Annotated in this window: 24 protein-coding genes; 1 reads left to right on the top strand and 23 read right to left on the bottom strand. The window is 40.6% G+C overall.

Going from position 1 to position 25,257, the window contains the following annotated elements; translation table 11 throughout:
- Positions 1–162 precede the first annotated feature (162 nt).
- The 13 genes from LRA01S_RS08045 to LRA01S_RS07990 all read right to left on the bottom strand — a co-directional run bounded on the left by LRA01S_RS08045 (position 163) and on the right by LRA01S_RS07990 (position 11,027).
- The gene (locus tag LRA01S_RS08045; protein WP_144259896.1) at positions 163–843 is read right to left on the bottom strand and encodes a DUF4230 domain-containing protein; all 681 of its coding nucleotides are present in this window, start codon (positions 841–843) and stop codon (positions 163–165) included.
- A gap of 57 nt (positions 844–900) precedes the next feature.
- Positions 901–1,623, bottom strand: coding sequence for an NADPH-dependent oxidoreductase (locus LRA01S_RS08040; protein WP_061775117.1), 723 nt, complete (start codon positions 1,621–1,623; stop codon positions 901–903).
- The gene (dnaI, locus tag LRA01S_RS08035) at positions 1,616–2,497 is read right to left on the bottom strand and encodes a primosomal protein DnaI (protein WP_061775119.1); all 882 of its coding nucleotides are present in this window, start codon (positions 2,495–2,497) and stop codon (positions 1,616–1,618) included. The genes LRA01S_RS08040 and dnaI overlap by 8 nt, the downstream gene beginning before the upstream one ends.
- Positions 2,498–2,504: 7 nt before the next feature.
- On the bottom strand, positions 2,505–3,689 hold the full coding sequence (locus LRA01S_RS08030; protein WP_061775116.1) for a DnaD domain protein: 1,185 nt from the start codon (positions 3,687–3,689) through the stop codon (positions 2,505–2,507).
- A gap of 8 nt (positions 3,690–3,697) precedes the next feature.
- The gene (nrdR, locus tag LRA01S_RS08025) at positions 3,698–4,150 is read right to left on the bottom strand and encodes a transcriptional regulator NrdR (protein WP_061775115.1); all 453 of its coding nucleotides are present in this window, start codon (positions 4,148–4,150) and stop codon (positions 3,698–3,700) included.
- A gap of 1 nt (position 4,151) precedes the next feature.
- Entirely contained in the window at positions 4,152–4,793 is a 642-nt protein-coding gene (gene trmB / locus LRA01S_RS08020) for a tRNA (guanosine(46)-N7)-methyltransferase TrmB (protein WP_061775114.1), read from the bottom strand.
- Positions 4,794–4,920: 127 nt separating this feature from the next.
- A complete protein-coding gene (locus LRA01S_RS08015; protein WP_061775113.1) occupies positions 4,921–5,721 on the bottom strand; it encodes a phosphotransferase family protein in 801 nt (266 codons plus the stop codon).
- Between the two features lie 42 nt (positions 5,722–5,763).
- Positions 5,764–6,012 (bottom strand): Veg family protein, encoded by a 249-nt coding sequence (locus tag LRA01S_RS08010; protein ID WP_061775112.1) that lies wholly within the window; start codon positions 6,010–6,012, stop codon positions 5,764–5,766.
- 99 nt (positions 6,013–6,111) lie between these two features.
- Positions 6,112–7,473 (bottom strand): replicative DNA helicase, encoded by a 1,362-nt coding sequence (gene dnaB / locus LRA01S_RS08005; RefSeq protein ID WP_061775111.1) that lies wholly within the window; start codon positions 7,471–7,473, stop codon positions 6,112–6,114.
- Complete coding sequence (rplI, locus tag LRA01S_RS08000) at positions 7,474–7,926, bottom strand: 50S ribosomal protein L9 (RefSeq protein ID WP_061775110.1); 453 nt, start codon at positions 7,924–7,926, stop codon at positions 7,474–7,476. It lies immediately after the preceding gene.
- A gap of 43 nt (positions 7,927–7,969) precedes the next feature.
- Positions 7,970–8,146: a hypothetical protein gene (locus LRA01S_RS11105; protein WP_167372315.1), complete on the bottom strand. Its 177-nt coding sequence runs from the start codon at positions 8,144–8,146 to the stop codon at positions 7,970–7,972.
- 127 nt (positions 8,147–8,273) lie between these two features.
- On the bottom strand, positions 8,274–10,241 hold the full coding sequence (locus LRA01S_RS07995; RefSeq protein WP_061775109.1) for a GGDEF domain-containing protein: 1,968 nt from the start codon (positions 10,239–10,241) through the stop codon (positions 8,274–8,276).
- A 144-nt stretch (positions 10,242–10,385) separates the two neighbouring features.
- Complete coding sequence (locus LRA01S_RS07990; protein WP_061775108.1) at positions 10,386–11,027, bottom strand: HAD family hydrolase; 642 nt, start codon at positions 11,025–11,027, stop codon at positions 10,386–10,388.
- Positions 11,028–11,224: 197 nt separating this feature from the next.
- Here LRA01S_RS07990 and LRA01S_RS07985 point away from each other — a divergent pair, with 197 nt between their 5' ends.
- Positions 11,225–12,577, top strand: a complete 1,353-nt coding sequence (locus LRA01S_RS07985; RefSeq protein ID WP_061775107.1) for an aspartate kinase — start codon at positions 11,225–11,227, stop codon at positions 12,575–12,577.
- Positions 12,578–12,627: 50 nt separating this feature from the next.
- Here LRA01S_RS07985 and LRA01S_RS07980 read toward each other — a convergent pair whose 3' ends face one another.
- The 10 genes from LRA01S_RS07980 to LRA01S_RS07935 form a co-directional block, all read right to left on the bottom strand.
- The gene (locus tag LRA01S_RS07980; protein WP_061775106.1) at positions 12,628–14,034 is read right to left on the bottom strand and encodes a Cof-type HAD-IIB family hydrolase; all 1,407 of its coding nucleotides are present in this window, start codon (positions 14,032–14,034) and stop codon (positions 12,628–12,630) included.
- A gap of 216 nt (positions 14,035–14,250) precedes the next feature.
- On the bottom strand, positions 14,251–15,252 hold the full coding sequence (gene argF, locus LRA01S_RS07975) for an ornithine carbamoyltransferase (RefSeq protein WP_061775105.1): 1,002 nt from the start codon (positions 15,250–15,252) through the stop codon (positions 14,251–14,253).
- A 112-nt stretch (positions 15,253–15,364) separates the two neighbouring features.
- Positions 15,365–16,972, bottom strand: coding sequence for an alpha,alpha-phosphotrehalase (gene treC, locus LRA01S_RS07970; protein WP_061775104.1), 1,608 nt, complete (start codon positions 16,970–16,972; stop codon positions 15,365–15,367).
- A gap of 133 nt (positions 16,973–17,105) precedes the next feature.
- Positions 17,106–19,139 (bottom strand): PTS system trehalose-specific EIIBC component, encoded by a 2,034-nt coding sequence (gene treP / locus LRA01S_RS07965; RefSeq protein ID WP_061775103.1) that lies wholly within the window; start codon positions 19,137–19,139, stop codon positions 17,106–17,108.
- 279 nt (positions 19,140–19,418) lie between these two features.
- Positions 19,419–20,447, bottom strand: coding sequence for a Gfo/Idh/MocA family oxidoreductase (locus tag LRA01S_RS07960; RefSeq protein WP_061775102.1), 1,029 nt, complete (start codon positions 20,445–20,447; stop codon positions 19,419–19,421).
- A gap of 24 nt (positions 20,448–20,471) precedes the next feature.
- Positions 20,472–21,440 carry a sugar phosphate isomerase/epimerase family protein gene (locus LRA01S_RS07955; RefSeq protein WP_061775101.1) on the bottom strand — a complete coding sequence of 323 codons (969 nt, stop codon included), beginning with the start codon at positions 21,438–21,440 and terminating at the stop codon, positions 20,472–20,474.
- Positions 21,441–21,466: 26 nt separating this feature from the next.
- Positions 21,467–22,537 (bottom strand): Gfo/Idh/MocA family protein, encoded by a 1,071-nt coding sequence (locus tag LRA01S_RS07950; protein ID WP_061775100.1) that lies wholly within the window; start codon positions 22,535–22,537, stop codon positions 21,467–21,469.
- Positions 22,538–22,676: 139 nt separating this feature from the next.
- Entirely contained in the window at positions 22,677–23,543 is an 867-nt protein-coding gene (locus tag LRA01S_RS07945) for an AraC family transcriptional regulator (protein ID WP_061775099.1), read from the bottom strand.
- Positions 23,544–23,567: 24 nt separating this feature from the next.
- Positions 23,568–24,416, bottom strand: a complete 849-nt coding sequence (locus tag LRA01S_RS07940) for a carbohydrate ABC transporter permease (RefSeq protein ID WP_061775098.1) — start codon at positions 24,414–24,416, stop codon at positions 23,568–23,570.
- On the bottom strand, positions 24,413–25,257 hold an 845-nt coding region (locus tag LRA01S_RS07935; RefSeq protein ID WP_061775097.1), incomplete at its 5' end, for a carbohydrate ABC transporter permease. The genes LRA01S_RS07935 and LRA01S_RS07940, both read right to left, overlap by 4 nt.

Raw genomic sequence — 25,257 nt, 5'->3', positions numbered from 1 at the left:
TAGAAATTGTTCATAGCCTATTTTTACCATTTTCCCCAAAATTGTAAAACAGCATTATGATTCATTGAAAACAATACGAAATCGGTAAGAAAAGTGATGTTTTTGTGCGAAATCTATAAAAATAAGTTCATGTCATCAATAAGATGTCATGAACTTATTTTTTTATTTATCAGCATTAACAAATGTAAAATCTTTTTCAGTTAGAGCAACCTTAATTGGTTTTTCAGTTGCTTTCGAAAGGAATTCTCCTAAGGCCTTATTTGTATGTTTGACAATATCAAGTCTAACTTTTTCATTCGATAAAGTTTTATCACTTGCTGTTACATCGACGCTTTTTAAATTATCCTGCATAAATTGATTCGCATCTTTTCTATTTGTAAAAACATCAACTACTTTATCAAAAGCACCATTACTATCTTTTTCAATTTCAGTTTTTTCATAATCAATTTGTGAGTCCACTTCAATAATAAGTGGTTTTGTTACAGTAAAAACGTTGTCTTTTACCTTGATTGCATCACTTGAAATTTTCGACAAATCTAAAGCAAAATCTGTTTCAACAACTGCATTGATTGACATTTTACGTCCTGAAAATATAGAAACGAAACCTTTACCCAAATCATTCCATTCTTTTGTCAACTCAGGTGCTACAGTGACTTTTTTCACTTCTTTAGAGGTTGTTTTGGTTACTTTTAGTTTTGATTGCGACTCAATTTTTTGGATGATAAACTCTGCTGTCTCATCTTTTTTCAAAAAGCCAAATTTAAAGTGAGCAACTGTCGCCGATACGCCTAATAAAACAACGATAAGCACTCCCCAAACAACGATTCTCTTGATTTTTCTCATTTTCATTTCCCTTTTTCAATCACTTTTCAGCTTTCCCTCCTGAAAATTACATTTATTTTACGACATCAACCCCTTATCCTGCAAATTCGCAAGTGTCGCTGTTTGTGATGGCGCACCAAATTGTGCGGCGATGCGTTCACTCCAAGTACTAGTAAGACGACGTTCCCCAGCAAAATCTGCTTGCATTTGGTCATAGTCTTGAATCACTTGGCTCGTTTGCTCTTGATAACGTTCGTCAAAGACAACCGTCTCATAAGGCAAGCGTGGTTTGACAGCATTTTGACGTGCAGGTATACCTAAGGCTAAGCCAAATAAAGGATATGTGTAGTCAGGCAAATTCAAAAGCGCTGACAGTTCAGCCGCCTGATCTCGGATCAAGCCAACAAAAACACCACCATAACCTAGACTCTCTGCTGCAAGCAAGGTATTTTGCGCAGCCAGACTGGCATCTACAGAAGAAATTAAAAGATTTTCAGTTCCTTCAGGGTAAAACTGGTCTGTATGTAATTTCGTCGCCTTTTCAGCTCGATTCAAATCACCGACAAAGACTAGAAAATTTGACGCGTTTTTAATCGACTTCTGAGGTTGTAACTCGAAAATCTTATCCTTGGTTTCAACTGTATGGACATTGATGATCGAATAAGACTGAAAATTTTTCCAGGTTGACGCTGCACGCCCTGCTTCAATCATTACTTTCAGAATCTCTTCTGGAATCTTCTCAGTTGTAAAATTCCTAACCGATGCGTGTGCTTGCATCACCTTAATCATGTCATTAACCATTGCGCCGATTCTCTCCCTCCAAACGAAACTCTCTTGACAGCTTGCGGACACGTTCCATAACCCGCTTGGCTGGCCAAGTTTCATCCCCTTTTTTGGTCATGGCGAGTCGCATCTCAAGCTCGTCCATGGTTAAATTTGACGTGAAAAAAGTCGGCAAATTTTCCTGCATCCGGTACTGCAAAATGACTTGCAAAATGTTATCGCGAATCCAGTCGTTATTACTTTCGGCGCCAATGTCGTCTAAAACTAAGACTTGGACTTTTTTAATCTCATTAGCTTGCCACTTTAACTCATCAAAGCCGGTGTTATCAGAGATAAAAGAAGGATAGTGAATCAAGCTAGTCGAAATCCCCTTCTCTGCCAATTTATTGGCCATGGCAGCCATCATAAAGCTCTTACCAACACCGAATTTACCATAGAGATAGACACCATTTTGATTTGGATAATCTGCTATAAATTCAGCAACCGCTTGATAAGCAGCAACGCGATTGGCATCATCTAAAAGGACATCATCCCAAGTGATGTTAGCAAAATCTCTCGGCATACCAATCAATTTAACTCGGCGCTTCTTGGTTATTTCTGCTTCTTTTGCCAAGGTTTCTGCTGTTGCACGATAGGTCACATCAGCAAAACCTTCATTATTAAAGAGAATTGGCTCGTAGCCTGCAATTTTAGTGGGCTCACCTGCGATAAATTTAGCTTTTTCTTTTAAATATTCGTTAAATTTTGACAGAGATTTCGTCACTTGTGCAGGTTCAAAATCATTGTCTTGAATAAAGATTTGAATTTCAGGATTTTCCAAGATTTTGTCTGTCAATTCCTGATATTTTTTGACGTCTAAACGATTTGCCATCGCATCTGCTATTGATTCCATTGCCATCTTATTCACCACCATTCATTTTGTCAAGTGCTTGACGTCTGATTTTTTCTAGCTCTGCCTGTTGATCCGTGCTGGTTTCATTCTTATAATCAGGATCATACCAATCAGGTGTTTTACTCCCAACGGGTGCTGCTTTTTGCTGAGACTTAGTTTTTTGTTGCACTTTCTCTGTCTGCTTACGCTGATAGGTTGCTAGCCACTTAACTGCGAGCTCGGCTGAGGTCACCTGGTCTTTCTTCCAGCGGTTAGCCTGCTCTTCTATGTAGTCTGAAACATTTGAATAGCCCCGAATTTCCAAGAAATAGATGATGAGCATATTTTGGATTTCTGGTGCAACGCCGTCACGAGAAAGTCGCACGAGCAGTTGTTTTTCTTTTTGAGTTGGATGACCGTCAAAACGACGTTTTTTTATTTGCGCCAGTAAGGCCTCTGGTTTTTCAGATTTGGCTGTTCGGATGAGGGCCTGTTCGGCTTTAGAAAAGTCGAGTAGGCGCGGCTGTTTTTGGTTTTGGGTGATTAGATGACGTGATATATTGGCTGTATTAAGCATCTGGTCGGAATTTTTTGTCGTTTCAGCGATTTTAAAGAGTTGGTACCAATCCAAATCGAATTTATCTGCCAGTGCATAGAGTGCTAACGTGTCTTTGGTTTCATTAGCAAACTGCACACCTTGATCTTGCATGGCTGTCTTGAAGGCTGCTAGATCTAATGTCGTATCTGTAGGTGATGCAATAACTGACGTTTCAGGTATCTCAGCCACACGATAAACTTCCGAAAACTTTTTAGAGATTTTTTGTCCTGAAAACTCAGTTTCTCTTACTAATTTTTCAAGTGCGGGTTGACCGATTTTAGCCACTAACAATTGCTTATAGAGCCCATCTGCTAGGAAAGTTTCTGGTGTCAAATGGCTCTGTAAATCTAGCGTTAATTCGCCATGATCTTCATAGATATCAAGTAAATGCAAGGCTGATAACTGATCAAACCCATTGATCAAATCATTCAAGCCATAATCTAGATGATTCAGAAGGTCTGACAAGCGCCCTTTTTGATTAGGAAACGCACGTAGGAGTTGGTACAAAGCGAAACCATCCCGTCCGATAATCGGTTGGTAGAACATGACAAAAACACCGACATCAAAGCTGGTTTTGTCAGCATTTTTCACTGTGAATTTATCAATAGGTCGCATGTTTTTTCCTACTTATTCTTTTTTGTAATGTTACGCAGCAGGTCTTCAAGATCACTGACATCTTTAAAACTACGATAAACACTGGCGAAACGCACATAAGTGATTTCGTCAAGCTCTGCTAATTCTTCCATGACAAACTCACCAATAGTTTCAGAACGCACTTCATTTTCAGCAAGCATCCTCACCTTACGCTCAACACGTTCCACGGCTTTTTCAATTGATTCAGAAGAAACTGGGCGTTTGCGGGCACTCCGGACAACCCCTGTGATAATTTTATCTCGATTGAATATTTCACGGGTGTCGTCTTTTTTGATGACTAACAAAGGCATTTCTTCGATACGTTCAAAGGTTGTAAAACGATTGCCACAATTTTCGCATTCGCGGCGACGTCTGATGGCATTTTCAGCTTGGCGACTGTCGACGACTTTTGATTCTTCTGATTGACATTTTGGACATTTCATATTAAAACTGTGCCTCCACACGGTAGATAACTTGGCCTTTTGAGGAGAATTTTGCCTCATACTCTGTCATAACATTTTTTCCAGCAAAATCGGTATCGGCATGTAAATCTAACCACACTTGTTGTAAGGTCATGCCATACTGGCTCATTGATGCTAGCGAGTATTCAAACAAGCCACGATTATCTGTTTTAAAATGAACTTGACCATGTGGTACTAAAATCGTTTCGTAAGTTTTCAGAAAATCTTTGTAGGTCAAGCGACGTTTTTCATGGCGTGTTTTAGGCCATGGATCTGAGAAGTTCAAGTAAACTAAAGCCACTTCGCCATCCGCAAAGTAATTAGTCAAACTGCTACCATCAACATGCAAAAGTTGCACATTGGGCAGGTTCATTTCTAACACCTTGTCCAAGGCATAAGATAAAACAGTCAGCTGCATGTCAATAGCGATATAGTTAATATCTGGATGGCGTTCTGCCATGCCAGTTATAAATGCTCCTTTACCTGATCCAACTTCAATATGGATAGGATGATCATTGCCAAATTTTTCTGCCCATTTACCTTTGAAGGCTTCTGGATTTTCAACCACATATTGGGTATTGGCTGCCATCATTTCTGGGGCGCCTTTACGATTTCTAACTCGCATTTTTCACTCCTTTTGTATACATATATTATCTATCACATGTCATATTTTTTGAGTAGAAAAGCTTAAACTCACAGTTTAAACTTCTTTCCCTTTAACTGAAACAAGGAGACGCTAGTCTCCCCATACATTATTTAAAAATGGCACAAAAATTTCGTAAACCTAGAATTTCTAAATTCGCAGCCTGTAGATTATCAGACCATAAATTTTCGTTGATTTGTTTTAAAAATGATAAGGTACCATACCATTTTACTTTAACAAAAGTTTCTTCGTCAACTCGATAACCAGAGTACTCTAACCATCCCCGCCACTGATTTGGGGCAATGTAGTGACTCAATAGGTGGGCCACATCCACAAAGGCATCTGACAAAGCAACTGTATCCCAATCTACTAAGTAAATCTTACCACTATGGTCATTTTTTAACCAGTTGTGATGGTTAACATCACCATGTACCACGACGGCATTTTGCGCATCGAACTTAGGTGTTGCTTCGCGTAATTCTGATAAGGCATTCGACAAGTAGGTATTTTGAATCAAACTTCTATGGGCATGTTGATGTAATCTATCCACCAATTGTTTAGGTGTGGTCACATCATTGCCAAATTTTTTGAAAGCTTCTACCAGCATTTTACTGTGATGCAGCGTGGCAAGTGTTTGATTGACCTGCATATCACCCATTTCAGTTGCCGCAAGGACGACACCGTCGACCCAAGATTGTGCCGTTAACATGTCACCATTGCTATTACGCTTGGTCCAGATAATTTTTGGTGTCAAACCCACTTGTGAAATTGATGCCAGAAGAGGGCTAGCATTAACTTTAACAAATGCCTTTTGGCTACCAAAAGTTGCATAAAAAACGTTATTCACACTTTGACCAAACGAGTTATTTAATGGCACGTAGTGCCAATCCGCTTCATTGCCTTGCATCATACTGATAGACCCCTCCTTTCTTTCTGATATCAAATGACTGCCTTACCCTTTATAATGAATCAACATAGACTGCGTTAAAATGTCAGCATACATATAAGATTCTACGATTTTTTGACCGCGTGGCAATGTTTTTTCAACGACAAAATGCGTATCAAAAACTTCTGTCAAGGTCACTTTATGACGGTTTTCACGTTTACGACCGTAGTGATCCGTGATATCCACATCTTCACCTAAATGTGAAGCTACTTCTTTTTTGATTTCAATGATTTTTCCAACTTCTTGACTATCCATTATCGCTCTCGTTTCTTTGGTTTCCTTAGTTCACAAGGTGTGAACTTTTACAGTATTTCTATTATAACATGAAAGGCCACCTAAAATCTACACTAGATTTTAGTAGCCTTGACCTGCCTCATGTTGCGTGTCAATGCTCGTGAACTTGGTGAATTGTCCGACCCACATTAACTCAGCAGTGCCGGTTTCACCTGACCGATTCTTAGCAAATATAATCTCAGCTTTATTATCAATTTCAACTTCGGGATCATTGGCGTTTTGGTAATATGCTTCACGATGTATAAAGGCAACAATATCCGCATCTTGCTCAATGGAACCCGACTCCCGCAAATCTGACAATTTAGGGCGTTTGTCCTCACGTTGCTCAACGCCACGACTGAGCTGACTGAGGGCAATCACAGGCACTTTTAATTCCTTGGCTAAGACCTTCAACTGTCGTGAAATTTCTGATACTTCTTGTTGCCGGTTTTCTTTACCTGTGCCTGAAATCAATTGCAGATAGTCAATTAATATCAAGCCGAGGTTGCCTTGCTCTTGGGCTAATTTTCGTGATCTTGCTCGAATCTCTGTAATTTTAATACCGGGCGAATCATCCACGTAAATACTTCTATCCGCCAAGGCGCCTTGTGCAATGATCAAATTGCTCCAGTCATCATCGGTTAACTTACCAGTTCGTAAAGAATGGGCATCAATTAACCCTTCTGATGAAACCATCCGGTTGACCAAACTTTCTGCACCCATTTCCAGTGAGAAGATGGCGACGGTTTCACCAAGTTTACCAATATTTGAGGCGATATTGAGAGCAAAGGCGGTTTTCCCCATGGCGGGACGTGCGGCTAAGATGATTAGCTCGCCTTCGTGGAGGCCGGTCGTTTTGGCATCAAGAGATGGAAAGCCGGTCGAAATCCCAGTTACTGCTGATTTCATCTTAGATAAACGTTCAATTTCATCATAGTTGGTGTCAATGATTTCAGATATTTTACGGAATCCTGAACGTGTCCGACCTTCTGTAACGGCAACGATGCCTTTTTCAGCCTCAGCAATGATATCGTCGGCTGACTCTTCTTGGGAGTATGCGCGCTCAACTGAATCGGTTAATTGGCTGATTAACTTACGAAGTAAGGATTTTTCAGCCACAATTTTGGCATAGAAAACAGCATGGGCAGCCGTTGGCGTGCTCGTTGCCAATTCAGCGATATAAGAAATACCACCGATTGTTTCCAAATCGCCCTGATTTTCCAAAAGAGAATGGACGGTTAGGACATCAATCGGGCTACGATCATCTTGCAGGCGCAACATGATACGAAAAATAATCTTGTGTGATGTCTTATAAAAGTCATCAGCTGTTACATATTCTGATACCTCAATCAAGCGTTCACTATCAAGGAAAATCGCCCCAAGGACAGCTTGCTCGGCTGCTAAATCTTGAGGCGGGGCCTTGAGCACATCAATATCTGCCATTTATTTCTCCGAAATTTTAACGCGAATCATTGCCGTTACATCTTTGTGCAATTTAACTGGCACATCTTTCAAACCAATTGCTTTGAGTGGGTACTCTAATTGAATTTTATGCTTATCTAATTTAAGGTTAAACTGAGCATTAAGCGCATCGGCAATTTTTTTAGAATTAATGGCACCAAAGAGACGGCCGTCTGCACCGACTTTTTCTTTGACTTCAACAATGGTTGTTTCTTTTTCAAGCTCTGCTTTAAGCGCTTGCGCTTCTGCCAAGATTTCTGCTTCTGCTTTTTGCTCCGCTTTAACTTGACCTTTAAGTTCAGCCATAGCTTTTCCAGTTGCTTCTTTGGCAAGATTTTTCTTGATTAAAAAGTTTTGGGCAAAACCAGTTGGGACTTCTTTGACCTCACCGCGTTTTCCTTTACCTTTAACATCTTGTAAAAATATGACTTTCATTTTATATCTCCTTCATACTAATCGTTTAAATATTTGAACTAACTCAGTAACCTTTAATGATAAAATAGATGACGTAAGCCCAGCTAAATAGACCGTGAATACAAGCCCAAGCAATACTGTGCCATTTGACATACGAGATGACAATTGCTAGGGCACAGCCAAACGTGATTCCACTACTGGCGATTGAACGTGTCGTTTTCTCTTTATCTCTACGAGTCATGAGCCACTCCTTTCTGCGATTTCACTTCATGAAATCTTGAAACTTGACCTATGCTGGCGCTCCATCCAAGCGGGGTCACGAGCGAACGCTAGGCCGCTCAACGTCTTTAAATCCTATTTTGTCTCGTTTATTTCTCATCACTAGCTCGATTTAAAAGCTTCAACAAGTCTTCTTTTACCTCGTTTGGTGTTTTCTCATAGATCTGTGCCGCCGCATTATTGAAATGCCCGCCACCGCCAAATTTCTCCATGATCCGTTGCACATTGTAGTCTCCTGACGATCTCGCTGAAACAGCCACATAACCATTTTCATGGTTAACAATCGTAAAGGAAGCATCAATCCCTACCATATTTAGCAGTGTATCCGCTGCTTTAGCAATGGTTACATTGTCATACATCTTGCGGTAAAGCCCGATACCGATGGCAATATTATCATGAAATTCAGCATTGAGCACAATTTCATTGATTTTCTTGTATTTATCAAACTCTGTCGCAAGAAATTTCTTGATGAGGTTATTATCTGCGCCCTGAGAACGTAGGAATGACGCTGCCTCAAATGTTCTCGCAGTTGTGCCTTTGGAGAATTTCTGTGTATCGACAGAAATTCCAGCTAGGGCTATCGAGGCTTCTACTTTAGACATTTTTTGTTTCTGATCATTTTGATATTGTAAGACTTCGATAACCAGTTCTGATGCTGATGATGCCCCGCTCTCAATATAAGTCAGTAAGGCATTTTTCGGAAAATCCTCATCCCGGCGATGATGGTCAATGACCACGACTTTGTCAAAGCTCTTATAAAACTCATAATCCATAGTCTGGCTTGTTTTAGAGTGGTCAACCATGATCAAGAGAGAGTTTGATTTTTTAAGCTCTCGCGCCGTATCCATTCGGATAATGTGGGCAAAACCATCTTTTGACTCATTGAGTTTAGCGATGGCTCGTTCAACATCTGGTAGGAGTTGCTTTTCGTCATAAACGATAAAAGCTTCTTTGTCATTCATATTGGCGAAAATTTTCGTGGCAACGGCTGCTCCCAAGGCATCCATATCTGGGTATTTATGCCCCATGACGAAGACATTTTCAGATTCGAGCACGATTGTCCGAAGCGCCGTGGCGATAGCTCTAGCGCGTGTTCGAGATTTCTGAGTATGGCTAGCTGAATTTCCACCAAAATAAATCGGTTTAGCAGTATTGATATTTTCTTTGATTACGACCTGATCACCACCGCGAACGAGGGCCAACTCCAGATTATCAAGTGCCGTTTTTCCGATCTTAGAGAAGTTTTCCAAACCATAAGACATACCGATAGATAAGGTCAGTGAAAAGTTTTTTCCCGTTGCTTCCTCACGAAAGGCATTTAAGAATTCAAACTTGTCATCCATGATTTTTTTTAGCGTCAGGTAATTCGTGTAGATATAATAACGACTGGCGTTATATCGGCTAGTGTAGACATTATATTTGCTAGAAAAGGCATCAATTTTCGTCGCAATAAAATTATTAATAATTGTGCGACTACTGTCTGAAATCAGATCTGTCGCATCATCATAGTTGTCGACTGAAATAATCCCAATTACTGGGCGGCTTTCACGTGTGATTGTTTTAGCAACGACCTCACTTGTCGCATCTATAAAATAGAGTAGTTTCTTTTTATGGTCAACTTTAACCGCATACTTTTTCTGTCCAACAGGTAAATACTGCATCCCTTGATCATCAATGTCTTGCACGATTTCTTTGATTTTATCGGCTTGTAATTTTTCTTCATCATTGGCAAAAATAATATCGACATAGGGGTTAAACCACTCGGGTGTATAATCAGACTCCGAATAGCGCAGAACGCCAATGGGCATGGTATCGAGCGTGGCATTTAATGAGTTTTCGGCGCTTTCATTTAGCGCGCGGATATTATCGAGATTTTTAGCTGTCAATACTTTCGCACGCGCTAATAAAACAAGCGTCACGATGACATTCACAACCAACAATAAAACAAGTTCAGTTTGTTGAAATTCAGCTAAGCGCAAGATGAGCACTTCACATAAATACACCACTGTCATAGCAATGATGATGACAAGTGGTAAAAATCTTTCAAAACGTCTCACGTCTACTTACTCCGATCCGAGGAAGCTAATGGTTGTTGATAGAACCATCAGCGTTTTTTGATGCTAACAAGGCATTTCTAATGCTTCATTTTACCATATTTTAACCGTTTTTTCAAAAAATCAAGGCGCTAGTTTGACACTGACTTATAATTGTTTCACAATCTGGGTCAGATTATCAAATAACTTAGCCGCTCTCGTTTGATTGAGACCAAACACGTTATCCTTAATTCCCCAAACTGTCGCCCCTGAGTCAACCCCTGCTGCAATACCTTTTTCACTATCCTCAATGACCAAGGTTTCTTCTGGTGCAACATTCAATCTCGTCATAGCAACCTGATAAATCTCAGGGTTAGGTTTAGACTCTTCAAAATCATCACCAGATAAAACAACCTCAAAATAAGGCAATAATCCCGTCAATTTCATAGCCCTTATAATCTCAATCTTAATAGTGCTAGACGCAAGACCAAGTTTGTAACCTTCAGCTTTCAGCACATCCAAAGTAGATTTAGCATCCGAAAACAAAAGGGTGTCATATGGAATCTCATGATCTAGTTTATACTGAGTGTATTCAGCTTGCAAAGCAGGTACATCCCAATTATCATAATCTCCTCGTAAGATCATATACCAAACCTGTTTCATATTGCCACCAATGAAATCAAGTGGTGATAGATGGGCAATCGAAATGCCTTTACTATCTAAAAAAGTCTGACGCCTAGTGTAGTAGTATGGCTCGGTATCAATGAGAACACCGTCCATATCAAAAATATTTGCTTTAAATTTACTCATAAAGTCTATTTTACCAAATTTTTTAAGATTTCGTGTTGAAAATTTTCAGAATTTTCGCTAAAATAGGTGTAATACAATCAAAGCAGAGCAGTCACTCTGTATTATGAGGCAATACCATCCAATGACGTGTAGTCTTTTGCTAGATTACATCGCATCATCGTCACAACATCTTATAAAACTCAAAGGAAAATCTCATCTTGAAAGTTATTAAATTTGGTGGCTCTTCACTCGCAAGCGCCAAACAACTCACAAAAGTCCTAAACATCGTCAAAAATGATCCTACCCGAAAATTCGTCGTCGTCTCAGCACCTGGTAAGCGAAATGACACAGACACCAAAGTCACAGATGCTCTGATTGCTTACTACAAGTCCTACAAAAATGGTGACGATGTCACAGAAAATCAAAGCTGGATCATTGCACGCTATCAGAGTATTTGTGATGAACTTGGAATCCCCGGTGCAGTCATGGCTAATATTTCAGCTGATATCAAAGCACTTGATAGCCTGCCCATCCAAGGTAACAAATTCCTCTACGATACCTTCTTAGCTGCTGGCGAAAACAACAACGCCAAACTTATCGCTGAATATTTCAGAGAAAATGGCATTAACGCCAAATATATTCACCCGCTAGATGCTGGTATCATCGTTACGCCAGAACCTGGAAACGCACGCCTGCTCCCATCGAGTAACGAGAAAATCAACTACCTCAACGAACTTGAGGAAACTCTCGTCATTCCTGGCTTCTTCGGCGTCACCGAAAAAGGTGATATTTGTACCTTCTCTCGAGGTGGATCCGACATCACAGGCTCTATCGTCGCAGCCGGCGTCCACGCTGAACTTTACGAAAACTTCACAGACGTCGACGGCATCTTTGCGGCCCACCCAGGCATCATCAACAACCCCGCATCCATCACTGAACTTACCTACAAGGAAATGCGTGAGCTCGCTTACGCCGGTTTCTCTGTTTTGCATGACGAGGCTTTATTACCTGCCTATAGAGCAAGTGTGCCGCTTGTCATTAAGAATACCAACAATCCTGAACATCCCGGAACAAGAATCGTTGCCAAACGTAGTGTTACAGGTAGTCCAGTCGTTGGTATTGCAGCCGATGGTGACTTCACCTCGCTCAATATCTCTAAATATCTCATGAACCGAGAAATCGGTTTCGGACGCAAAGTCCTACACATCTTAGAAAAACTTGGCATCCGTTTCGAACACATGCCAACAGGAATTGATGATATGAGTGTCATCATGCGAAATCGCTACTTGACTAAGCAAATCGAACGTTCAGTCATTCAAAATTTGACTGAAAGCTTGCAACCTGACATCCTCCATTTCGAAAAAAATCTCTCGATCATCATGATTGTCGGTGAAGATATGAACGAGCATATCGGGGTTACAGCGCGTGCGGCAAATGCACTCGCCAAAGCAGGCATCAATATCGAAATGTTATCCCAAGGCTCATCAGAAGTCTCTGTCATGTTCATCGTCAAATCAAACCAAGAAAAAGCCGCAATTAAAGCGCTCTATCAAGCCTTTTTTGAAGCTTAAATTTCAAACCATCAAAAAAAGACGAGAAGTCCTCATGGTATCTACCATCATCACTTCTCGTCTTTTGCTTGACTTAATTTACTCATGGCGACACGGATTTGACGCTCTAGTTCTGCTTCGATTTTGGCTTCTGGTGCAAAATCCGTTTCCCAGTTATCTGGTTTCATGATTTTATGCGTTTCTGGATCAAAATGTGGCTGACCATCAGGGAAGATTTTCCCCATATTAGCCTGATGAACAGCATTGAAAATGGCATAAGGATCAATGCCCATAAGGACAAATGAGCCATAAGTGAAGTACAACAAATCTAAAAGGGCATCCACTTCACCTGTTAAGGCATTTTCTCTCTCAGGTATCGGTTTAGATTTAACCTTATCAGCTGCTTTGTCAATTGCCTCGTGAAGATTCTGTGTCAACTCGTCAAAGACTGGGACGTTAGCATTAGACGCTGCAAAGAGAAATTCGACAATTTCTTCGACCTTGAAATCCGCCCGATGGGCCGCCTCTTCTGGTAGAAAGACCCGTGGCATTTCCTGAGTTTTACCATCCATGACCCGGTGGAATTCTTTGACTTTATTAAACTGATCATCTTTACTGATGAAACTTGCTGCATGTTTGAAGTTAATCAGGCCAAAATGTGACAGCGCCTTAGCAATACCATCTGAGTTATTATTATCAGTAATGTAGCTAGCAACTTTTTTCACGGCTGGCGTGGCATTTCCCATGCCAACGCCTAATCCAACACCAGACAGCATTTCTAAATCATTATCTGAATCTCCAAAGGCCATAACTTGTGATAAATCAAAGCCAAATTTTAGCCCAACTTTTTCAATACCTTTCAACTTAGAGTTACCCTTGGTAATCAAATCAGCTGAATAGGCATTAGAGCGTGTGGCTTGTAATTCTGGGAAATTAATCATAATTTCATCGGTTTCATCACTTGTCGCAACCATGATGACTTGATAAACAGGTTGTCTGATGTTATCAACAAGGTTTTTAGATTGGGGTTTGATTTTTCTAACGATATTTTGAAAACCGTTTTTTGTTAATCCTGACATTTTTTGTGGTAATAGGCCTGCAATCACTTGCGCTGTTCGCGTTTCACCGAATTTAACAAGCCCACTGCCATGGACACCATCGGCCATACCGAGAGAAACATCTCGACCATGTTTACGTGAAAAATCAATGATGTCACGCAGTGTTTTCTTATCAATCGGCGAAGTTGAAAGAATCGCATCTGGTGTGAAAATATACTGACCGTTGTAAGTCACCGCAAAATCAAGCCCTAATGTTTCCATTAAGGGGAGCACAAAAGCCGGTCCCCGCCCTGTGGCAACGCCAACCAATGTCTTGTTCTTATGTAACTCTACAATAGCGCGTCTTGTCGTTGCAGCGACAGTTCGCGTACTGGTAAAAAGTGTGCCGTCTAAATCAAAAAAAACTGCTTTGATATTCATGTCTTTCCTTCTATCTGCCTGTGTTTGCGCGTCTTGTCCCTGACTTTATTTGATACACTCAAAAAAGCCTTCCAACTCTATTATACAATTATTTACAGTAGATGACTGAAATGAATCATAAAATTTCTGCCCCCTTTCTATTTTGTTCGTCTTTCGACAAAAAACATCGCCCATTTCGGATATAATGGACGATGTCGTATTAGTATTAACTTAAACTCAGACTTTCGGGATAAAAAGATGCCCTAACGTTGCAGCCATGACTGCCTTGATCGAGTGCAGTCTGTTTTCAGCTTCTTGAAAAACGACAGACTGTGGGGCATTAAAAATATCATTTGTGACTTCTAACTCCGTCAGTCCTGATTTCGCATGGATGGCTTGCATCGTTGTTGTTTCCAAATCATGAAACGCTGGCAAACAATGCATAAAAATACAATTAGGATTTTCAGTCTTTTCAAACAGCGCAGCATTGACCTGATAAGGCATGAGCTTCTCAATCCGCTCATCATATTGATCTTCTTCACCCATGCTGACCCAGACATCAGTATAAATGACATCTGCCCCTTTTACCGTAGCAAGATCATCAGTTATCGTAATCTGACTGCCTGACTTAATTGCTTTTTCTGTAGCGATCGCTTGAATTTCTGGTGCTGGCTGGAGGTCATCGGGTGCCAAAATCGTGATGTTAACACCTAGAATTGCGGACGTCACTAAAAGTGAGTTGGCCATGTTATTTCGACCGTCACCGACATAGACAAGATTTTTATCCGTGTAATCACCAAAAATTTCTTTGATGGTCATGAAGTCAGCAAGCATCTGTGTTGGATGCCAAGTATCCGTCAGTCCATTCCAGACTGGCACGCCTGACTCGGCTGCTAAAATCTCCACATCCGTCTGTTTGAAACCACGAAATTGGATACCATCAAACATTGAACCTAAAACTTTTGCCGTATCAGCTGTTGATTCTTTTTTGCCAAACTGTACATCGTTTGGTCCCAAAAATTCTGGATGTGCGCCTAAATCATTGGCTGCGACAGTAAAGGCAGCGCGTGTTCTAGTCGATGTTTTTTCAAACAGGAGCGCGATATTTTTTCCCGCCAAATATTGGTGTGGGATACGCTGTTTTTTGATTGATTTTAAATGAATTGCAAAATCAATCAAATACGCTAACTCGGCTTGGGTGAAATCAATTTCTTTCAGTAATGAACGTCCTTGGAACATAGAATAGACCTATCTTTCTGTCGTCAGCTGCGCGTTATCTTTTACAAATACGACAACTTAGAGTGAATAATAAGTCTATTTTACTGTATATTTATGCAAAAGTCAAGTGTTATTAGATAACAAAAGCAATCGCTTGATAAGGTTGTAATTGATTATTTCTATAACTTGAATAATTATTAACCAAAATTTCACTATTTGAAAAATCAGTCAACAACTCAAAGTCAACCACTTGATTTGAAAAGTTTGTCAAAACAAGCAGTTTACGGTCCTCAAACTCACGGATGAAGGCATAAAGATGCTCAGCATCTTGATAAGCTGCCTGATACGTACCATTAGAAATCAACCGATCAGACTTTCTCAGCTGTATCAACTGCTTGTAAAACTGATACACTTCGCCACTCTGATCATTTTCAACATTAATTTCGTCATGGTTACCAGTTGCTAGCCATGGTGAACCTGTCGAAAAGCCAGCATTAGCTGTATTATCCCATTGCATCGGTGTCCGAGAATTATCACGCGACTTAATCTGAATGATATCAAAAGCCTCTTCTGGCGTATGTCCAGCATCAAGTAAAGCTTGATAAGCATTGATTGACTCCACATCGACATAGTCCGCCATAGTTTCAAAATCCGGATCAATCATCCCGATTTCTTCCCCCATATAGATATAAGGCGTCCCCCGGCTGAGATGGATACTGGCTGCCAGCATCGTTGCACCTTTAACTCGGAAATTTTTGAAGTCGATGAAACGGTTAATGGCACGTGGCTGATCATGATTGTTCCAAAATAAAGCATTCCAGCCTTGGCCTTGGCTCATTTTTTCACCCCAAGTATGAAAGAGTTGTTTGAGTTGTGCAAAATCAAAAGGCGACTTAGTCCATTTTTGACCGTTAGCATAATCCACTTTCAGATGATGAAAATTAAAGGTCATCGACAATTCCTGACGATCAGGTCGACTATATAAAATACAATTATCAATCGTTGTCGAGCTCATTTCTCCGACCGTTACACTTGCTTCATCCTTGCCAAAACTTGCGACATTTAGCATCTGAAGATAGTCATGTGTTAAAGGTTTATCTGTGTATTCTGGTTTGCCTTCATTGACAGGGTTTGATTTAAGTAATGCGTCCTTACCAATCAAATTAATCACATCAAACCTGAAGCCATGGACACCTTTTTCACGCCAAAAATTAACAACATCAAAGAGTTCTTGTCGAACATTTTCATTGCGCCAATTTAAATCAGCCTGAGTGACATCAAAGAGATGGAGATAATACTTTCCAGTATCGCCAAAAGGCGCCCAAGCACTGCCGCCAAATTTAGAGACCCAATCCGTGGGTTCATCTTGAATGAAGAAAAAGTCTTGATAATATGGATCTCCAGCCAAGGCTTTCTGGAACCACTCATGCTCAGTCGACACGTGATTGAGGACCATATCTAACATGATATCAATGCCTCTTTTTTTACCCTCATGGATGAGTGTTTCAAAATCATCCATCGTTCCAAAAACAGGATCAATTGCTACATAGTCTGAAATATCATAGCCGTTATCACGTTGTGGACTTGGATAAATAGGGTTGAGCCAAACCATATCAATTCCGAGATCAGCTAGGTAATCTAGTTTTGAGATAATACCACGAAGATCTCCGACACCATTCCCAGTCGTGTCGAGATAAGATTTCGGGTAAATTTGATATATTACTTGATTTTTAAATGTCATAAGCTTTCTATTTCTAAGGCAGTTCATATCAACAACAAACGACTTAGCGACTTCCCCATCTGCTACAAATAGTCTATGCGTTCATGAAATGCCAAAAGGGCGTTATCCTTTCGGTTAGCCCTTTGGTATGCGGTTAAATTTTTGTTGCTGTCAGTAATTGTTCCCCTGATTTGATATGGCGCGGGAGTTGACCCACTACATCCGGTTGAAAAATATCTTGATTAGTTACGATAACTGGTGTTTCAACAATCAATCCTTGACCTTTAATCAAGTCAATATCAAATGTGAGTAACTTTTGTCCTTGTTTCACTTGATCACCTTGCTGGACAAATGCTTCAAATCCCTTACCGTCTAGCTTCACTGTATCCATTCCGATGTGAATCAGAATCTCCGTACCAGCATCAGAGATCAGACCAATTGCATGTTTGGTTGGGAAAAAGGCTGAGACGACACCATCAAACGGTGCTGTCAATAAACCTTCACTTGGCTCAATAACTACACCTTGCCCCATCAAACCTTGACTAAAAACAGGATCGGTTGCTGTTGCTAACTCACGAACTTCACCTGCTAAAGGGCTAGTCACATTGACCAAAGTACCTTTAGAGATTTCAGTTTTGGCAATATTTTGGGCACCTTCTAGAGTTGCTGAGTCGCTCGTATAGTTTACATCGCCCGCACCAACTAAATCATTTTTATTAAAAATGCCAGCTTGACGGAAGAAGAAAGTTAAAACAATTGGCACAATAATCGCAATCACCATCGGTAAGATAAATTTCAACATATCTTCACCACGAATAGCTAGAATACCTGGTAAGCCACCGACACCAATTGCGTTAGCACGGACACCCATAAGTGTCGACACCATACCTGCCACACCAGAACCAATCATGGCTGCAATAAATGGATAAAGGTATTTCAAGTTAATCCCGAACATGGCTGGTTCTGTAACCCCCAACCAAGCTGAGATAGTCGCTGGAACTGAAATCTCTGCTTCTTTTTTATTTTTCTTGTGAAGCAAGTAAATTGCAAGAACAGATGCACCTTGGGCGATATTGGATAAGTCGATTAATGGCCAAAGGTTAGTTGACCCATAGTCTGCAATCAGTTGTGCATCAATCGCAAGTGTTGTATGGTGCAGGCCAGTAATCACGAGTGGTGCATATAGAATCCCGAAAATACCACCGAAGAGCCATGAAAGTGATGAGGTTAAACCAGTATTCACGACAAATGAAATCCCTTGACCAATCTTCCAACCGATTGGACCAATGATGGCATGAGATGCAATAATCGTTGGTATCAAAGCAAATAATGGCACAAAGATCATCGATACTGCTTCTGGAATATGTTTCCGGAAGAATTTTTCCAAGTAAGCGAGCAGGAAACCTGCAGCCATGGCAGGAATAACTTGGGCTTGATAGCCAATTTTATCCATGGTGAAGAAACCGAAATCCCATGACCAATTTTTAGCAATCTCAGCTGCTGATGTACTATTTACAGCATAGGCATTAAGCAACTGTGGAGATACGAGCGTAATACCTAGGACAATACCTAAAATTTGAGTCGTACCCATTTTACGTGTTACTGACCAAGCAATCCCAACTGGTAAGAAGTGGAAAATTGCTTCACCAGGTAACCAGAGGAAACTGTTGACACCATTCCAGAATGGAGACACTTGCGTAATAGTATTCCAAACTGGTACACCTTCTGATGTGACTTTCTTAACCCCATCTTCAACAACTTGACCAAGCGCTTGAATTTGCACTCCCTCAAGAATGTTACGGAAACCAAGAATCAAACCTCCGACGATAATCGCTGGTAAAAGTGGTGTGAATATTTCAGATAACGTTCCAACTAGTTTTTGAATTACATTTTGATTCGATTTAGCGGCAGATTTAGCTGCTTCTTTCGACATACCTTCAATCCCGCTGACTGCAGAGAAATCATTGTAGAAAGTTGCGACGTCATTTCCGATAATGACCTGGAACTGGCCGGCATTGGTAAACATCCCTTTAGTTGTCGAGATGTTTTCAATTCTTTTTTTGTCAGCTTTTGCATCGTCATTTAAGACAAAACGCATCCGAGTCGCGCAATGCGTAACAGCAGAGATATTCTCCTTGCCGCCAATCGCGTCTAACAACTCTTGAGCTTGTTTTTCAAATTTTCCCATGGTAGGGCTCCTTCTTTAAAAGTTTGAGTTGATGCATTTACAAGCTTTGATTAAAGCAGCTCAACTCAGATTAAGATTGTGAAACAAAAATGGCAATTAAGACAACTGAGTCATCTTTTCAATAACTTGTACGCACAAGTCATCCTATGCCTTAATCATATCATAAAAAAATATTTTTGCAAGCGTTTTCTTCATTTTTTTTACATTTTTTTCAAAAATCATTTTTTACACTTTATTGAAACAGCAAAAAAGATAACCATTTCGATTATCCTTTCTTATTTAATGCCCAACTAATTCAAACACACTGTCAATCAGATATAGCACCTTTCGAACCTCTTCATTTTTGACGATGGGTGCTGCATCATTTTTAACAACATCATAAAAGTTTTGGTAAAATGATGGAAACTCTGGCAAAATTTCATTGATTGCCACTTTTTTGGTTGCTTCCTCTGACGGCGGTGCCATCGTTTTGGTCAAGCCAACACCAGCCTTAATCGGTTTCGGTGCTACAAGATCATCTTGATGAGTCGCCACTACGATTTCGCCTGATAAATCCCAATCCTCAATTTTAGCAGCACCATTGAGCCCCTTAACATACCAACGTGGTAGCTGGCTAAAGTTAGTCGTCCCAACCTCAATCAAAGTATGTATCCCATTTTCAAATGTCAGGTAAAGGATGAAACCATCGTCAACTTCATTACCAAGTATATAAGAAAAGTCAGCCGCCATGCTTTTAATTGGACTGTCAACCAACCATAGGATTTGGTCGATCAAATGAACGCCCCAGTCTAGCAACATCCCTCCACCATGCGCCGCCTGTTCTCGCCAGTCACCTGGAATTCCGTTAGCACCATGAACACGAGACTCAATTTGGAAAAGGTCACCGATTTGTCCCTTTTGATACAAGTCACAAATAACTAGAAAATCAGGATCCCAACGTCGGTTTTGATGGACCATGAAAGTATTACCAGTCTCAGCCGCAACCTCTAGAATGGCGTCAAGTTCACTAACATTCATCGCGACAGGTTTTTCACAGATGACTTGCTTCCCTCCACGAAGCGCAGCTATTGACAAGTCTTGATGCACATCATTTGGCGTAGCAACCAAAACAGCTTCAACAGACTCATCATTTAAAACCTGCTCAAGACTGTCGTAAACCGTTAAGCCAGCTTCACGTGCCTTATCCTGCGCCGTCTGTGCGATATCGTAAATACCAACCACATCAACTAGTTCTTGCGGTATTAACTCTTTTTGATGATAGCTCCCAATCCCACCGTAACCGATGATCACAATTCTAATAGCTGCCATTTTACTCCCCCTTTTCAATTGAACTTACAACCACCATGGATTAGCAGGTTGGTCATGAATCATCACAGAACGCAAGTTTGTAATGGCCCGATTGAGTCCTTCATCAATTGACATGATCGGATCTTCATGCTCAATACTCAAAACATAATCATAGCCATAAATCCGCAAAGCTGACACGATATCAGACCAAACTTTCAAATCATGCCCACATCCAACCGAGCGGAAAGTCCATGCTCGCGTCGCCACATTGTCATATGGCTGCATATCAGTCAAGCCATGCATATTGATGTTATCTTGATTCAGATAGGTATCTTTAGCATGAAAATGGTGGATGGCATTTTTCTCACCAAGAATTTTGATGGCAGCTACAGGATCAATTCCTTGCCACCATAAATGACTTGGATCGAGATTACAGCCAATCGCATCCCCAGTAGCGTCTCGCAGGCGAAGCATGGTATAAGGCGTGTGTGCTAAAAAGCCACCGTGTAACTCAATCCCAATTTTAACACCAGCAGCAGTCGCATCCGTGTTAATACCTTGCCAGTAGGGAATCAATTTCTTTTCCCATTGATAGTTATAAGAATCATCATACTCTGTTGGCCAAGGCAGTACCGGCCAGTTAACTTGTGTGTCAGTCGCATTACCACCTGCCACACCTGAGAAGCCATTTACTACCGGCACATTCATCAAACTTGCTAGTTTAATCGTTTTATGAAGCAACTCATCTGCTTCTTTGGCAACATCTGTAAGAGGAGAAATCGGGTTATTGTGACAAGATAAGGCTGAAATTTCCAGATTTTTATCTGATAATTTGTCTAAATATTCCCTGCGAGCATCGCTTGAAGCCAACAGTTTATCAATGTCCAAATGGGCATTGCCTGGGCTACCACCAGTACCTATTTCAACGCTCTGCAAGCCTTTAGAAGCGACTTCAGCAATCATCTCATCAAATGTTAAATTGTTAAATAATGGTGTAAAAACGCCTAATTTCATATCAAAACTCCTCTATTTTTAAATACTTATAAATAAACAGGTTCGCCTGTTTTGGCAGACTTGTAAATGCCTTCTAGGATTTGCGTGACAACCAAGGCTTGTTCAGGCTTCACCAGCGGCTCAGTATCATTAACCACGGCTGCGTACCAGCTCTCCGCTTCTTTTAAAGCGGGATCATCACCTGTCCCATCATAAAAATCAACGCCCCCTGTTTCCAGCTCAACCTTTTTCTCGTAAAGAAGACCATGGTCTTCGCCATTTATTGTAAGACCGTCATTCATGTCTGCTCCCGCTTTGGTACCCATGAGAGTTGTTTTAGCTTCTTTAACATCTAAGGAATTAATGGCCCAGCTTGATTCGAGGTAAATTGTTGCACCATTTTCCATGACGATAAAGCCAATAGCTGAATCTTCAACGGTGAATTTCTCAGGATCCCAAGGCCCCCAAACATTAGCAGCATTTTTCGTGCTAGATAATTTATGGTAAGCATTGCCGACGACATATTTGGGCTTGTAATTATCCATCATCCATAGCGTCAAATCTAAGGCATGGGTGCCGATATCAATAAGTGGACCACCACCTTGGGCTTCTTCATCGAGGAAAACGCCCCAAGTCGGTACAGCACGTCGGCGGATAGCATGAGCTTTCGCCGTATAGACTTCACCGAGATCCCCCGCTTCACAAACGGTGTGTAGATACTCCGAATCTGTTCTGAAACGGTTTTGATAGCCGATCGTCAGTTTCTTACCTGTTTTTTCAGCTGCGGCAATCATGGCCTTAGCTTCTTCAGACGTTTTTGCCATGGGTTTCTCACACATGACATGACAGCCTGCTTCAAGCGCCGCAATCGTTAATGGTGCGTGTGATGAATTAGGTGTTAAGACGTGCACAGCATCTAAATCAAGCTTTAACAACTCTTGATAATCTTTAAAAACAGCCGCATCCGCTGTCCCATAGGTTTGTTTCGCTTTTTCTGCACGCGCAATCTCTAAGTCACAAAAAGCGACCAATTCAACAGCTTCTACCTGCGCAAGCGCTGGTAAATGTTTACCATTTGCAATTCCGCCACACCCGATAACCCCAACTTTTAAAACCATGATAACCTCCAGAATAGTTTGTATTTGTGTTTCATTTGATAACTTTATTTTAGTAAAAATCCTTGAATAATACTTCCCAATTTCCTAACCAAAAATTCCCAGATTTTGCACTCATTTTTCTCTTAAATGGCAACTGTCTTTATTTACCAGTGAGACTTTTTTGATATTGCAATGGCGACATCCCCTGTGACTTTTTAAATACGTGATGAAAAGTTTTAACACTTGAGAAACCAGATTTCTCCGCCACTTCCACCATTGGCAACCGTTCTTGGCTCAAGATATATCTAGCCTTCTCCAAACGATAGTCACTGAGAAACTGAATAAAGGTTTGACCGATATGTTTCTTGAAAAATCGTGTGAAATAATAAGGACTAAACCCCACCAAATCACTAATGGCATCAAGCGTGATATCTTCTTGATAGTGTGTCTCAATATAACCAAAAATACGATTGAGCAAGACTAGATCTTCTTTATATTTGACTTCAGCATGATGACCCGCAACCTTTTGGATCTTTTCTTGTGGGAGCTGATCTAAAAAGAGCCCCATGAGTTGCATCAAATACCCCAACTGCAAATAGTGAACCGCAATTGTGGGTGCTAGCGTGGTTTGAAAAAGCAAATCCAATAATTCAGCCACAGTCTGGGCCAAATCATCTGGCCAAATGTTACTGCAAACTTGCGCGTGATCAAATAATTGCACTAAGTGGAGTTGACTAACGCCTAGTAATTTTTCATCGAATGTCGCTAAATCAAACTGATAGACATAGCGTTCACTATTCGGTGAAGATAGAAAGGCATGTGTCGCACCACTTGGAAAAATAATCATCTCGAATTCTTGTAGCGCAATCATCTCGTTTTGGTAGACGATATTAACACAGCCTTTTTTAACATAGATTATTTCGACTTCTTTATGAAAATGCGGAAAACTAGCTAAGGTTTTTTCATTTTTAAAAATTTTCAGATTGACAGGACTATCAAATTTGACTAGCTCGATATAATGGCTCATTTTTTTCTCCGTCTTGTTAATGGTTTACTTCACAGCACCATCTGCCATTCCTTTGATAATTTGTTTTTGCAAGAATAGGAAGAGAATGATGACTGGAATTACAGTAATCAGGACAGCAGGGAACATCAAATCCCATGGCACTGAGTAGGGGCCATCCTTCATTTTGGCGTAGTAAAGTGCGAGTGTTAAGGTTTTATTTTCTGAATCCCCTAAAACTAAGAATGGTAGGAGATAGTCATTCCAAACCCACATGGCATTAAGGATAATGACTGTTACCGTCGTCGGCTTGACAAGTGGCATAACGATTTTAAAGTAGACTTGGAAAACACTCGCACCGTCTATGATTGCAGCCTCTTCCAACGAAGCTGGTACACTCTTCATAAAGCCATGGTATAAAAAGGTTGACATGGCTAGACCAAAACCACCATACATAATAATCAAGCCCGGCACATTTTTCAAGCCCACATTTTCAAACATTGAAATGAGAGGATACATCACCGCTTGAAATGGAATCAACATTGACGAGGTGAAAAGTAAGAGCACGAACATGGCAAATTTACTTCTCACACGTACCATCATCCAAGCTGCACTTGAAGACAAGATAACGATGAAACCTACGGCTAAAACAGTAATTAAAACAGTTAATAAAATGGATGGCACAAGCTTGATTTCAGTCATAGCATGGGAGATATACTTAAAAGTAATCTCTTTAGGCAAAGCTAAAGGTGAATCAACAATTTCAGCCTGTGATTTGAAAGAGTTCATAAACATGAAGGCAATCGGGAAAATCGTCACCAAGCCCATGATTAATAGGACGATAAACATGACAACTTTGCCCAGCTTTTGTCCAGTTGTTTGTACGGAATTGTTCATTGCATCTCCACCTCTTTACCTTTCAAAATCACGGTTTGTGTAATTGAAATTGTTGCGACAACAAGGAAGAATATCACAGCCTCTGCCTGGGCAATCCCATAGTTACCATTTGTATCGTTGGTCACTTTCAAGACTTGTGCGGCTAACATTCGATAGCCTTGCGGTGCGTTATTCGTCAGTGCGATATTTTGGTCTAACAACATGAAACATCTTGATAAAACCAGGAAGAAGACGATGGTGAAACTTGGCATAAGCATGGGAATGGTAATTTTAAAGAATTTCTGGAAGGCATTGGCACCGTCAATCGATGCTGCTTCATAGTAATCGTCTGAAATATTAGCAAGTCCCGTCGTGTAAATGACCATCATATAACCCGACATCTGCCAAACTGCCATGATGAGGATCGCAAACATCAGTTTGTTGGGGTCTTTATCCGTCATATAAGTCAAGAACTTAATCGGAATCACCCCTTCTTTACCAAACAAAACCTTTGTGAAAATGTTGTTGAAGATGAATAGCCAAATGAACCCTAAAGACAGCCCCCCTAATAAGTTCGGTAGAAAAAAGGTTGCTCGAAAGACACCAACGGCTTTTCCGATAGCATTAACCAAGAGTGCTTGCGCCAGTGCAACCACATTGACTGCTATCACCGCGAGGACTGTAAATTTCACCGAGAATAGAAATGCTGAGCGAAACGATTCTTGTTTGAAAGCTGCGATATAGTTTTTTAAGCCGAGAAAGGACTCAAAGGGATTGGTCGTCCGACCATTTGGTCCCATAAAGAATGAGCCACGCCATCCTGTAAATGAATAGAAAATTCCGATTATGAAAGGAATTAAAA

It is taken from the genome of Pseudolactococcus raffinolactis NBRC 100932 (assembly GCF_001591765.1).
GTDB lineage: Bacteria > Bacillota > Bacilli > Lactobacillales > Streptococcaceae > Pseudolactococcus > Pseudolactococcus raffinolactis.
Note: the sequence above shows the minus strand (reverse complement) of the source record. Positions and strands in the feature narration are given on the sequence as shown.

Excerpts from the sequence above, each read along its gene's own strand:
- treC (WP_061775104.1), bottom strand. The coding sequence starts at position 16,972 with ATGACATTTAAAAATCAAGTAATATATCAAATTTACCCGAAATCTTAT.
- dnaB (WP_061775111.1), bottom strand. The coding sequence starts at position 7,473 with ATGGCAGATATTGATGTGCTCAAGGCCCCGCCTCAAGATTTAGCAGCC.
- argF (WP_061775105.1), bottom strand. The coding sequence starts at position 15,252 with ATGTTCCAAGGACGTTCATTACTGAAAGAAATTGATTTCACCCAAGCC.
- LRA01S_RS08010 (WP_061775112.1), bottom strand. The coding sequence starts at position 6,012 with ATGGATAGTCAAGAAGTTGGAAAAATCATTGAAATCAAAAAAGAAGTA.
- treP (WP_061775103.1), bottom strand. The coding sequence starts at position 19,139 with ATGGGAAAATTTGAAAAACAAGCTCAAGAGTTGTTAGACGCGATTGGC.
- LRA01S_RS07940 (WP_061775098.1), bottom strand. The coding sequence starts at position 24,416 with ATGAACAATTCCGTACAAACAACTGGACAAAAGCTGGGCAAAGTTGTC.
- LRA01S_RS07960 (WP_061775102.1), bottom strand. The coding sequence starts at position 20,447 with ATGGCAGCTATTAGAATTGTGATCATCGGTTACGGTGGGATTGGGAGC.
- rplI (WP_061775110.1), bottom strand. The coding sequence starts at position 7,926 with ATGAAAGTCATATTTTTACAAGATGTTAAAGGTAAAGGAAAACGCGGT.
- LRA01S_RS08030 (WP_061775116.1), bottom strand. The coding sequence starts at position 3,689 with ATGCGACCTATTGATAAATTCACAGTGAAAAATGCTGACAAAACCAGC.
- LRA01S_RS08040 (WP_061775117.1), bottom strand. The coding sequence starts at position 1,623 with ATGGTTAATGACATGATTAAGGTGATGCAAGCACACGCATCGGTTAGG.
- LRA01S_RS08015 (WP_061775113.1), bottom strand. The coding sequence starts at position 5,721 with ATGATGCAAGGCAATGAAGCGGATTGGCACTACGTGCCATTAAATAAC.
- dnaI (WP_061775119.1), bottom strand. The coding sequence starts at position 2,497 with ATGGAATCAATAGCAGATGCGATGGCAAATCGTTTAGACGTCAAAAAA.
- trmB (WP_061775114.1), bottom strand. The coding sequence starts at position 4,793 with ATGCGAGTTAGAAATCGTAAAGGCGCCCCAGAAATGATGGCAGCCAAT.
- LRA01S_RS07950 (WP_061775100.1), bottom strand. The coding sequence starts at position 22,537 with ATGGTTTTAAAAGTTGGGGTTATCGGGTGTGGCGGAATTGCAAATGGT.
- LRA01S_RS11105 (WP_167372315.1), bottom strand. The coding sequence starts at position 8,146 with ATGACTCGTAGAGATAAAGAGAAAACGACACGTTCAATCGCCAGTAGT.
- nrdR (WP_061775115.1), bottom strand. The coding sequence starts at position 4,150 with ATGAAATGTCCAAAATGTCAATCAGAAGAATCAAAAGTCGTCGACAGT.
- LRA01S_RS07990 (WP_061775108.1), bottom strand. The coding sequence starts at position 11,027 with ATGAGTAAATTTAAAGCAAATATTTTTGATATGGACGGTGTTCTCATT.
- LRA01S_RS08045 (WP_144259896.1), bottom strand. The coding sequence starts at position 843 with ATGAGAAAAATCAAGAGAATCGTTGTTTGGGGAGTGCTTATCGTTGTT.
- LRA01S_RS07955 (WP_061775101.1), bottom strand. The coding sequence starts at position 21,440 with ATGAAATTAGGCGTTTTTACACCATTATTTAACAATTTAACATTTGAT.
- LRA01S_RS07945 (WP_061775099.1), bottom strand. The coding sequence starts at position 23,543 with ATGAGCCATTATATCGAGCTAGTCAAATTTGATAGTCCTGTCAATCTG.
- LRA01S_RS07980 (WP_061775106.1), bottom strand. The coding sequence starts at position 14,034 with ATGAATATCAAAGCAGTTTTTTTTGATTTAGACGGCACACTTTTTACC.